Source organism: Clostridium celatum DSM 1785 (assembly GCF_000320405.1).
GTDB lineage: Bacteria > Bacillota > Clostridia > Clostridiales > Clostridiaceae > Clostridium > Clostridium celatum.
In genome coordinates this window covers 1-11,534 of the sequence record NZ_KB291607.1, presented here as the reverse complement: position 1 = coordinate 11,534, position 11,534 = coordinate 1, and the positions used below count along the sequence as shown (strand labels likewise).

General features: G+C 26.9%; 10 protein-coding genes. 9 read left to right on the top strand and 1 reads right to left on the bottom strand.

Translation table 11 applies throughout. The features are described 5' to 3' along the window. Positions 1-216: 216 nt before the first annotated feature. The 3 genes from HMPREF0216_RS16135 (at position 217) to HMPREF0216_RS01530 (ending at position 3,866) form a co-directional block, all read left to right on the top strand. Positions 217-2,298: an ATP-binding protein gene (locus HMPREF0216_RS16135; RefSeq protein ID WP_005210342.1), complete on the top strand. Its 2,082-nt coding sequence runs from the start codon at positions 217-219 to the stop codon at positions 2,296-2,298. Between the two features lie 170 nt (positions 2,299-2,468). Next, positions 2,469-3,464 (top strand): glycosyltransferase family 2 protein, encoded by a 996-nt coding sequence (locus tag HMPREF0216_RS01535; protein WP_005210341.1) that lies wholly within the window; start codon positions 2,469-2,471, stop codon positions 3,462-3,464. 12 nt (positions 3,465-3,476) lie between these two features. Continuing rightward, positions 3,477-3,866 carry a GtrA family protein gene (locus HMPREF0216_RS01530; protein WP_005210340.1) on the top strand — a complete coding sequence of 130 codons (390 nt, stop codon included), beginning with the start codon at positions 3,477-3,479 and terminating at the stop codon, positions 3,864-3,866. A gap of 120 nt (positions 3,867-3,986) precedes the next feature. Here HMPREF0216_RS01530 and HMPREF0216_RS01525 read toward each other — a convergent pair whose 3' ends face one another. Continuing rightward, positions 3,987-5,420, bottom strand: coding sequence for a glycosyltransferase family 39 protein (locus tag HMPREF0216_RS01525; protein ID WP_005210339.1), 1,434 nt, complete (start codon positions 5,418-5,420; stop codon positions 3,987-3,989). Positions 5,421-5,553: 133 nt separating this feature from the next. Between HMPREF0216_RS01525 and HMPREF0216_RS01520 the strand changes: the two genes are divergently transcribed. From HMPREF0216_RS01520 to HMPREF0216_RS01500, 6 genes are all read left to right on the top strand, one after another. After that, complete coding sequence (locus HMPREF0216_RS01520) at positions 5,554-5,778, top strand: DUF1659 domain-containing protein (protein WP_005210338.1); 225 nt, start codon at positions 5,554-5,556, stop codon at positions 5,776-5,778. A 100-nt stretch (positions 5,779-5,878) separates the two neighbouring features. After that, complete coding sequence (locus tag HMPREF0216_RS01515) at positions 5,879-6,094, top strand: DUF2922 domain-containing protein (RefSeq protein WP_040418502.1); 216 nt, start codon at positions 5,879-5,881, stop codon at positions 6,092-6,094. 523 nt (positions 6,095-6,617) lie between these two features. After that, positions 6,618-6,794 carry a YvrJ family protein gene (locus HMPREF0216_RS16640; RefSeq protein WP_005210334.1) on the top strand — a complete coding sequence of 59 codons (177 nt, stop codon included), beginning with the start codon at positions 6,618-6,620 and terminating at the stop codon, positions 6,792-6,794. Between the two features lie 290 nt (positions 6,795-7,084). Next, positions 7,085-7,912: a BglG family transcription antiterminator LicT gene (licT, locus tag HMPREF0216_RS01510; protein WP_005210332.1), complete on the top strand. Its 828-nt coding sequence runs from the start codon at positions 7,085-7,087 to the stop codon at positions 7,910-7,912. A 152-nt stretch (positions 7,913-8,064) separates the two neighbouring features. Then, positions 8,065-9,909 carry a beta-glucoside-specific PTS transporter subunit IIABC gene (locus tag HMPREF0216_RS01505; RefSeq protein ID WP_005210331.1) on the top strand — a complete coding sequence of 615 codons (1,845 nt, stop codon included), beginning with the start codon at positions 8,065-8,067 and terminating at the stop codon, positions 9,907-9,909. Positions 9,910-10,014: 105 nt separating this feature from the next. Further along, a complete protein-coding gene (locus tag HMPREF0216_RS01500) occupies positions 10,015-11,460 on the top strand; it encodes a glycoside hydrolase family 1 protein (RefSeq protein ID WP_005210330.1) in 1,446 nt (481 codons plus the stop codon). Positions 11,461-11,534: the final 74 nt, after the last annotated feature.

The following is an 11,534-nucleotide window of genomic DNA, read 5'->3' as shown; positions in this document are numbered from 1 at the left end:
ACGAGAATTAAATTTAATTAATTTTTTATTAAAAGGAATTTGTAAATAGTATTAATTTTAAAGTTTTATAATTAAATTTGCATATCTTTCAGGGGGAAAATGTATTTTTAAATTTTGATATAAAAGCATTTTATGTGAAAAAATGGAGAAAAACAATTACAAAAAAGTGTAAAAATAGTATAATAATACTGAGATTTTTTAAATGGGGGCAGTAAAGTGGAAAAAATAATTGATAATTACATAGAGATATTTGAATATATAACAGAAATAAATTTAGATATAAATAAGGCGAAAAGAATTAGGAATGAAATAGAGGAGAATTTAAATAGTATTGGTTATGATTTGGGGAATAAAATATTATTTAAAGTACATTATTTATTGGCTTTAACTAGATATAGAACAAGATCATATAATGAAAGTATAGAAGCTGGACTTAAATCTTTAGAATATGCTAATAACTTAAACGATAAGTATTTTATAGCAAGAGCACATGCATTAATAGCACTAAATAATATTGTATTAGAAGAATTTAATAGCTTTGAAAAGCACTATTTAATAGCTGAAAAAATATATAAAGAGTTAGAAGCTTATGAAGATTTGACTATGTTAGATACTAAAACCGCAGCTTATATGGCTAAAAGGGGAGAACCGGAAAATTTAATAAAGATGTATTTAGGTAAAGCATTGGATTATATAACTAAATTTCAATCAGTACGGTCTGCACAATTATATGTTTCTATTGGAGCTGTTTATTCTATAATTTATGGAGAATTTGAAAAGGCAATAGATTTGTATTTAAAAGCATTGGATATAGCAAAATATTATAATGATATCTATATGGAGATGTTGATATTATATTACATAGGAATTGGATATGATGAAATAAGAATGAGGGATAAGGCTATTAATACACTTTATAGCATATTAGATGATAATAGGTTTTTAGATTTTACTTCTACTAGGCTATGTGTAAGATTTGACCTTATAAATAGTCTTTTAGAAAAGAATGCTGATATGAATTCTATACAAGAATTATTATATGAATGTGAGAAGGAAATAAAAAAAATTGATTATATAAAACAAGGTCAATATAAAGTGCAATTAAATTTATTAATAGTTCAATATAACATAAAAACAAAAAAAGAAAATATAAAAGATAACTTAGATATATTAGATGAAATTAATAACTTTTTCCAAGGAGATATAGATAATTTTATTTTTGCATATGTAGATTATTATATAGAAAAGTTATATGGAGATATATATTACCAAATAGGTGAATTTTTTAATGCTATAGAACATCATAAGAATGCAGTAAATATATCAAAGAAATATAGGATAAAGTATGCTATTAATGCATATGAAGCATTGGCAAATGATTATAAGTCATTAGAAGATTATAAGAATGCATATGAAACAATAGAAGAAGTAAACAAGCTTGTTATGAATGTAGAACATGTAAATTTAATGGCAAAGTATAATAATGTTCAAAAAAGCTATGAAGAGTTAAAGAGGGAAGAAAGAGAAAGAGAAGAGTTTTTTGCAAATTTATCTCATGAATTAAAGACACCTATAAATATAATTTATTCATCTATTCAACTTATGAGTCTTTTTAAGGGAAAAAGTGATGAAGTTTTTAAGGAATATTATTTAAAGCATGAAAAAAGTGTAAGGATTAATTGCTTGCGTATGCTTAAAATAATACAAAATATGATTGATATAAACAAAATTGATTGTGGAGCTATTAAACCTAAGTTTGGTAATTATAATTTAGTAAGTTTAGTTGAAGAGGTAACAATGTCTGTTTTATCTTCTGTTGAAGTTAAAAATATTTATATAACATTTGATACAGATGAAGAAGAGATGATTGCAAAATGTGATCCATATATGATAGAGAGAATAATATTGAATTTATTATCAAATGCAATAAAGTTTAGTAAAGAAAATGGATTTATACATGTAAGGATGAAGCAGAAGGACGGTTATATACTAGTAATTATCTCTGACAATGGAATTGGCATTCCAAATAATATGAAAGAAAATATATTTAATAAATTTATCCAAGTGGATAGAACTTTTAAGAGAAAAAATGAAGGTAGTGGCATAGGGTTATCTTTAGTTAAGTCATTAGTAGATGTTAATAATGGATATATTGAACTAGAAAGCATGGAAGATGTAGGTAGTGAATTTAAGATATATATTCCTAATATTACTATAAATGAAGTTGAAGCAATAGATAAATATGATGTTGATATTGATAGAGTATTTAGTGAGCTATCAGATATATATGAATTGTAAGTACATAAAAATACAATAATAAAGTATGGTTATAATTTGCATTTTAATATAGAATATATAGGTATAAAAAATCATTAGTTTAAACAAATTAAAATTTGTTCTTTCATTTATTGGGAAATGAAATAGATAAACTATATATTGATAGACAACAAATAGAGTGAGGGAAAATAGTGGATAATAAAAAATTATCAATAATAATACCTATGTATAATGAAGAAGAGTCACTTCCATATCTTTACAAAAGGTTAGTAGAGCTTGCAAAAAGGATAGATAAATATCAATTAGAATTTTTATTTGTTAATGATGGAAGTAAAGATAATTCATTAAAAATAGTTAAAGAATACAGAAAGAAAGATTCAAGAGTACAGTATTTAAATTTATCTAGAAATTTTGGAAAAGAAGTAGCTATGGGAGCTGCATTTGATTATGTTACAGGCGATGTAGTTGTAATTATAGATGCGGATTTGCAAGATCCACCTGAACTTATAGTAGATATGCTTAAATTTTATGAGCAAGGCTATGATGATGTTTATGCAAAGAGAAGAAACAGAAAAGGTGAAACTTGGTTAAAGAAATTTACATCAAAAGCCTTTTATAGAGTTTTGGAATCAGTTTCTAATGTACCTATTCAAAAGGATACTGGAGATTTTAGGCTTTTAAGTAGAAGAGCCATTGAAGCGCTAAAAGCATTTCCTGAAAAGCAAAGATATACAAAAGGTATGTTTAGTTTAATAGGTTTTAAGAAAAAAGAAATAGAATATGATAGAGATCCAAGAGTAGCAGGTAGTACAAAGTGGAATTATTTTAAGCTTATGGATTTAGCTATAGAAGGAATAACTTCATTTACCACAGCACCTCTTAGAATAGCAACAATAATAGGTGTTTTATCAGCTATAGGATCATTTATTTATATGATATTTACTATAGTAAAAACTGTTGTTTATGGAGTTGATGTACCAGGATATGCAAGTCTAATATGCATATTATTAATGCTTGGAGGAATTCAATTAATTTGTTTAGGGCTTATAGGAGAATATATTGGAAGAATATTCATTGAAGTTAAAGGAAGACCACTATATTTTGTAGATGAGTATTCAGGAAACATAGAAGAAAACCAAGACATATATAAGGAAGTAGCTATTGGTAGAGATTCCACTAACAGCTAAGAGGTAATAAAAATGAACATAGTATCAAAAGATTTTTTTAATTTTATAAAATTTGCAATTGTAGGAGTTTTAAATACTTTATTGAATTGGATAATTTTCTTTGTTCTAAGTGGTATGGGAGTTTATTATATAATAGCAAATGTCATTGCCTATACAGTAGCTACAGCTCATAGTTATTTTTGGAATTCTATATGGGTATTTAAATATACTGAAGGTTCGAAGGCTAAAGCATCTGTTAAGTTTATAATATTAAACATAGTTGGATTAATATTAAATACAAGTATTTTATTTTTATTAGTTGATTTATTTAATATAAATAAGTTTATATCACTAATATTAGCAACAGGAATTGTAATGATTATTAATTATATATTTAATAAAATATGGGTTTTTAAAAAGTAATTCATATTGTAAAAATATATTAAAGTATACATAGTAATTTAAAGTTTAAGATAATAAAATAAGAGCCAAGTAAAAGCAATATTATATGTTACTTTTACTTGGCTCTTAAATTTACTATATTTAGTTATATCTTGAGAATCTTAATTCTCTTGAAGGTTTAGAAAAGCAATATGCCGCTATAATAAAGAATATTGGTAATCCAAAGTAGCGATATCTTGGTTGTATTTCTATAAGTAAATGTGCTAATAAATAACCTAATAAAATTATTAAATAGATATGATTATTAGTGAAACCTTCTTTTCTTTTAATTATATTAATTATTCCAATCATAAATAATACTATAATTAATATGTACTGAATTTTTTCTAATTTAAGTGTAAAATCATAAACTTCTGGCTTATCTACATTGTCTGTAAATGCAAATTGTAATGAAGTATCATTTACAGCCCACATAGTAACATATTTATATTCCATAGTAGTTATTAATTGTGGTGGATTTGATAATCTTTCTTTAATTAATTCCATATGAGCTTCATTTCTAGATTTACCTGAAACTTCTGCATTATGTAAATAAACTAAATCAGCATCACTATATGTACCTTTAGTTTCTGGATTTAATCCACAAGTAAATTTCCATAGAGGATCTCTATTTTCTAATGGATAATTACTTATACCACTATTTACAAATCCAAAGGATACTATTTTAGAAATCATTACTACAATAACTAATATTCCAACAAATTCTAAAATACTTTTAGCTACTTCTTTTAAATTAGTAATATTCTTAAATACTCCAAATAATAAAAGTGCAATTAATATTATTGACCCTTCAGGTCTTATTATATCTCCAAAACCAATAAGTAGTCCTATTAATAACCATTTATATATTCTATTAACATCACTTATTATTAAGTAAATAGCAATAAAGAATAAAAGTGTAGCTAAATGTTGATTAGTTAAAACAGAGGTATTAGCTATACTTCCAATGTATAAAGCATATAAGATAGAGACTATTCTAGCAGGCTTTTCACCACATAATTTTTTTGCACTAAAATATATTACTATTGGAATACATGATGTAATTAATACATTAACTAGCTTTATCATAAATAAAGAACCGTTAAATATTTTAATTAATAAAGCTAAATATCCAGTAAAGCCTAATTGATATGCCCAAACATTAAAGTAAAAGCTATCTAATATAGCATTATAATTACCATTTACAATTTCTGTTGCACCATCATACATAACCTTAAAATCAGATGTTGGTTCAGTAGGAATCCATATTATCCATATAAGTCTAAGTATAAATGCTACTATGAATAAGATAATTAAGAAATTTTTATTATCTTTTATCTTAGGTAAGTACATTGTTAATAAAAACATTAAAGCTAGAAATAATATAATACCTATGATTTCATATACACTGTTAAATGAAAATAAGTTAGTAAAACTAATTAATCCAATTCCATTTAAAATCACCATACCTATAGTAAAAATCAATGATAGATATATTACTACATTTGATGATAGTTTGTTTAAAAACTTTGTCATTTAAATTCACCTCCTAAAAAATTCTTAAACATTATAACAAATAAAATTGTTTATATCTATAAAATTTTCTTAAAATTGTATATATATTATATGAAATAACTTAATTAATAAAATGTAAAGGGAGGAATGAAAAATGGCAGTTACTAAAACTTTTGAAACTAAGGCTCTTTCTATTGAGGTGGAGACAGATACAGATAATGATGGAAATCCAATTTACAGCAAAAAAACTATTGGAAAGGTTAAGGAAAATGCTGATCCAGAAAAAATAGGTGCAGTTGTTACAGTTATTGAAGATGTTTTGGATAAGGATACTAGATATTTCTATTTAACAGAAGTATCTAAGCTTCAACAAAACTAAAGATTATTAACTTTTCTTTAGTATTAAACTGAAGTAATTAAAATTATGGGTATAACTTGTTATTGAAATTTAAATTTAATTTATGAAAGGATGTGTTTTTATGACTTATACTTTAGCTATGACATTTTTAACTGAAAGTGGAGAAAAATCTACTTTTTCAATATCAGATGTAAGAGAGGATGTTTCAAATGAAGAGGTCCAAGCTCTTATGAATGCAATAATAGAGAACAACGTTTTTATCAATAAAAAAGGTGACTATGTAGCAAAAGAAAGTGCTGCATTAACCCAAAAAGAAACAACAAAATTTGAAGTTTAGGTGATATAAAAAAGTTAATTATTAAATCTCCAGGAATTATTGCAATTTCACCTTGAATTTATATTAAATTTTCCGTGATAATTGCTAAAGTTTTAAAACTTGCTCCGCTTCGGACATTAAAACTTTTTTACGCAATTATCACTCCAAAATTAATTAAATTCTACGGCTTATTGCAAATATTCCTTACGATTTAATAGGTAACTCCTTCTCTTATCATCCAAGGAGTAAGCTTAGTTAGCTAAATCAAGATTTAGAACTTCGCTTAGCTTTTTAAATACATTAAACTTTAGTGGTATAGGAAGAAAAAGTTAATGTTTGTGCTAAATTTAATTATTCCATCAATGATTAAATTCTACGGTTCATTATAAATGCTCCCTACAAATTAATAATTTATCATTTTAAATGCCTTAACGATAACTTCTGTGAAGAAAACTAGAATGTTAATTTCTACCACTGATTTTGTTGGGCAGGGGGAGAGATATAGTCTTTATACTAAATTTAATATGAAAATGGGGTGTGTGTTATGGAGTTTGGTGATTTGACTAATTTAATTGCGAATGTTGGTTTTCCTGTCGCTATAAGTGCTTATTTATTGATGCGTTTGGAAAAGCAAATACTTGCGTTAACTTTTTCAATTAATAAACTTAATACTATAATTTCAACTAAACTTGGAGTGGTTATTGATAATGACTTGAATTAAATAAGAAAATAGCGTTAAATAGTAGATAAACCTAGTACAGGAATAGGAAAAGGAAATTAAATTTCAAATTTAATGATTTTTCCTTGTAAGTAAATTTAATCAAAAAAACTGTTGACAAAAATTATAAATAAAGGTAATATAATAACATAGACAAAAGTTTACAAAGTAAATACAATGCGTTACTGTTAAATCAGGAGAAACCTTAATTGATTAAAGTGGGTATTTTACTATCCTTTTAATTGGTGTAAGGTTTATTTTTTTTATCATAATTTATTGGGGTGTTTCAAAATATGATTATTAAGCAGATATTTAATAATAATGTTATATTAGCTGTGGATTCATCAAAAAATGAAGTTGTAGCTTTAGGTTGTGGAATAGCATTTAAAAAGAAAGTTGGAGATGCTATAAATGATAACAAGGTTGAAAAAACCTTTATTTTAAAACAAAAAGAGACAACGGAAAAGTTTAAGATATTATTAGAAGATATTCCTGTAGAACATGTATCCTTGTCTTATGATATTATTGAATATGCTAAAAATATGTTAGACGTAGAGCTAAATGATTATATATATGTTACATTAACTGATCATATAAGTTATGCTTTAAAGCTGGATAGTGAAGGTATTCATAGGTCAAATGTTTTAATATGGGAAATAAAAAAGTTTTATCCTAAAGAATATAAAATAGGCTTAAAAGCCATTGAATTAATAGAGGATGAAACTGGACAAACTTTACCAGAGGATGAAGCAGGAAGTATTGCATTACACTTAGTCAATGCACAAATAAATAAGTCATTAGATAATAAAAATGAAGTTGGAAAATTGACTGTAATGGTTCAAGACATATTGAATATTGTGAAGTATACATACAATACTCAATTAGACGAGAACTCATTAAATTATGAAAGATTTGTTACACATTTAAGATTTTTCTTTAAAAGATTAAGTAAAAAGGAAGTAGTAGAATCTGAAGATGGATTTTTACTAGAACAAGTTAAAATTAAATATAGTCAAGCTTATGGATGTATGTTAAAGGTTGAAAAATACCTAGGTGTAGAATTAACTGATTCTGAAAAATTATACCTAACATTGCATATTCAAAGAGTTACTGCAAGGTAATTTAAAATAAGCTGGGGATTGTTACTGTTAAATCAGGCGAAACCAAAATTTATAGGATAAGTATATATCTATATTGTCCTATAAATCTTGGTTTCGCTTTTTTTTATAAATAAGAATAAAAATTTAAATATAAATAAAAGGAGAGAGAAATAATGAAGTATGAAAAATTGGCAAAGGACATAATAGCTAATGTTGGTGGTAAAGACAACGTTAACAGTTTAACACATTGTGTAACAAGATTACGTTTTAAACTAAAGGATGAAAGTAAAGCAAATACAGAAGTATTAAAAAATATGGATGGTATAGTAACTGTAATTAAAAGTGGTGGTCAATATCAAGTAGTTATTGGGAACCATGTGCCAGATGTTTATGCAGATGTAGTAGCAATTGGTGGATTTGCAGAAGCGGCATCAGATTCAGAAGAAAAGATGAGTCCATTTAATAAATTTATAGATATTATTTCAGGGGTATTCCAACCAGTACTTGGAGTTTTATGTGCTACAGGTATGATTAAAGGTTTAAATGCTATATTACTAGCAACAGGATTATTAGCAGATACTGATTCAACATATGTAATTTTAAATGCTATTGGTGATTGTTTATTTAACTTCTTCCCTATATTCTTAGGATTTACAGCAGCTAAGAAATTTAAGTTAAATCAATTTACTGGTATGGCAATTGGAGCAGCAATGGTTTATCCAAGTATTACAGCTTTAGCTGGTACTACAGTAACTTTCTTTGGTATTCCAGTAATGATGCCTTCAAGTAGTTATCAATCAACTGTTATTCCAATAATTTTAGCAGTTTTCATTGCTTCAATAGTTGAAAAATTCTTAAAGAAGATTATTCCAGATGTAGTTAAGACTTTCTTAGTTCCATTTTTCACATTACTAATAGTTGTTCCATTAACATTTATGGCAATTGGTCCAGTTTCAACTTATGCATCAAATTTATTAGGGACAGTAACAACAGGTATTTATAACTTCAGTCCAGTAGTAGCAGGTGTGTTTATAGGTGCTTTCTGGCAAGTATTCGTTATGTTTGGTTTACATTGGGGATTAGTTCCAATAGCTATGAACAATATAGCAGTATTAGGATATGACCCAGTTGTAGCAGCTTCAATGGCAGTTTGTTTTGCTCAAACAGGTGTAGTTTTAGCAATCTTAATGAAGACTAAAAACAAAAAATTAAAATCATTATGTATTCCAGCAGCTATTTCAGAATTCTTCGGTGTTACAGAACCAGCTATCTACGGTATTACATTACCAAGAAAGAAACCATTTATATTAAGCTGTATAGGTGGTGCAGTAACTGGAGGTATTTTAGGTATCTTTGGATCAAAGATTTACATGATTGGTGGTATGGGTGTATTTGCAATTCCAACATTTATGGGTGCAGAAGGATTTGATAGTTCAGTACTAGGAATGTGTATAGCAAGTATTGCAGGATTAGCAGTTGGATTTATATTAATGATGTTTAGTAAATTATCAGAAGAAGATATGCAAGAAGAAAATACAACAAAAAATAAAGAAGTTTTAGTTAATAAAGAAATATTAGTTAGTCCATTAAAAGGTGATGTTGTAGCTTTATCAGAAGTTAAGGATGCTGCTTTTTCATCAGGTGCTTTAGGAAAAGGTGTTGCAATTACACCAGTAGAAGGTAAAGTTTTTGCTCCAGCAGATGGTACTTTAACAACTCTTTTCCCAACATCACATGCATTAGGAATTACTACAGATAAGGGTGCAGAAATATTAATCCATGTAGGAATGGATACAGTTCAATTAGAAGGTAAATACTTTACTCCAAAAGTAAAGCAAGGTGAAAAGATTAAAAAGGGTCAATTATTATTAGAGTTTGATATTAATGCTATATCTAAAGCAGGATTCTCAACAGTAACTCCTGTAATAGTTACAAATTCAGATAACTACTTAGATGTAGTTGAAACTGATAATAAAAAGGCAAGCTATAATGAGAATTTATTAACAGTAGTTGTTTAGATAGTAATAATTAATGAATGGATAATTAAATATAAAAGTTTAATTATCCATTCTTAAATAGGAATAGAATATTATCGGATTTAATAGAGAGGAGAATAGGGTATTATGATTAAAAATACAGTATTTCCAGAAGGATTTTTATGGGGAGGAGCTACAGCTGCTAATCAGTTTGAAGGAGCTTGGAATGTAGATGGAAAAGGAGCAAGTACTAGTGATATGTTAACAGGTGGTACTCATACAATTCCACGTAAAATTACTAGAGAAACTATTGAAGGTCTTAACTATCCATCTCATGAGGCTATTGATTTTTATCATAGATATAAAGAAGATATAGCATTATTTGCAGAAATGGGCTTTAAAACATTTAGAATGTCAATAAATTGGACAAGAATATTCCCAAATGGAAATGATGAAGTTCCAAATGAAGCAGAATTAAAGTTTTATGATGACGTGTTTGCAGAATTAAAGAAATATAATATAGAACCATTAGTAACTATATCTCATTATGAAATGCCATTTAATTTAACTAAGGAATACAATGGTTGGGCATCTAGAGAGGTTATAGATTTTTATGTTAATTACTGCAATGTAATATTTAATCGTTATAAGGATGTAGTAAAGTATTGGTTGACTTTTAATGAAATTAACTGTGGAACTATGCCACTTGGAGGATATCTTGGTTTAGGAATTTTAAATGAAGGAACTGAAGATTTTACAAAGCAAGTTGATGATCCACAAATTAGATTCCAAGCATTACATCATCAGTTTGTAGCAAGTGCAAGGGCTGTTAAGCTAGGACATGAAATTAATCCAGATTTTAAGATTGGTTGTATGCTTGCATATATGTCAAATTATGCATATACATGTAATCCAGAAGATATTATTTTAGCTCAACAAAAAAATCAAATAGCAAATGATTTATGTGGAGATGTTCAAGTTAGAGGAGAATATCCATTCTTTGCAAAACGTTATTTTGAAGAAAATAATATTAAATTAGATATAACAGAAGAAGATAAAAAGGTATTAAAAGAAGGTTGTGTAGATTACTATACATTTAGTTATTATATGAGCAATTGTGTTTCTCATGATCCAGAATTAGAAGGAACATCAGGAAATCTTATGGGTGGAGTTAAGAATCCATATTTAAGTGCTAGTGATTGGGGATGGCAAATAGACCCTATTGGATTAAGAATTGTATTAAATGATTTATATGGACGTTATCAAATTCCATTAATGATTGTTGAAAATGGATTAGGGGCTTTTGATAAGGTTGAAGAAGATGGAAGCATTAATGATGATTATCGTATTGATTATTTAAGAACTCATATAAATGAAATGAAAGAAGCTATAAAAGATGGAGTTGAATTAATAGGATATACTCCATGGGGATGTATTGATTTAGTATCAGCTTCAACTGGTGAAATGGAAAAGAGATATGGTTTCATTTATGTTGATAAGGATAACGAAGGAAAAGGAACTCTAGAAAGAAGAAAGAAGAAGAGTTTTGACTGGTATAAGAAGGTTATTGCATCAAATGGAGAAGAGCTTTAATTTTTAATATATTTAACAAATTTAAATAACTAAAATTATGGTGGAATCTGTTAAGCTGATATGAAAAAATAGCT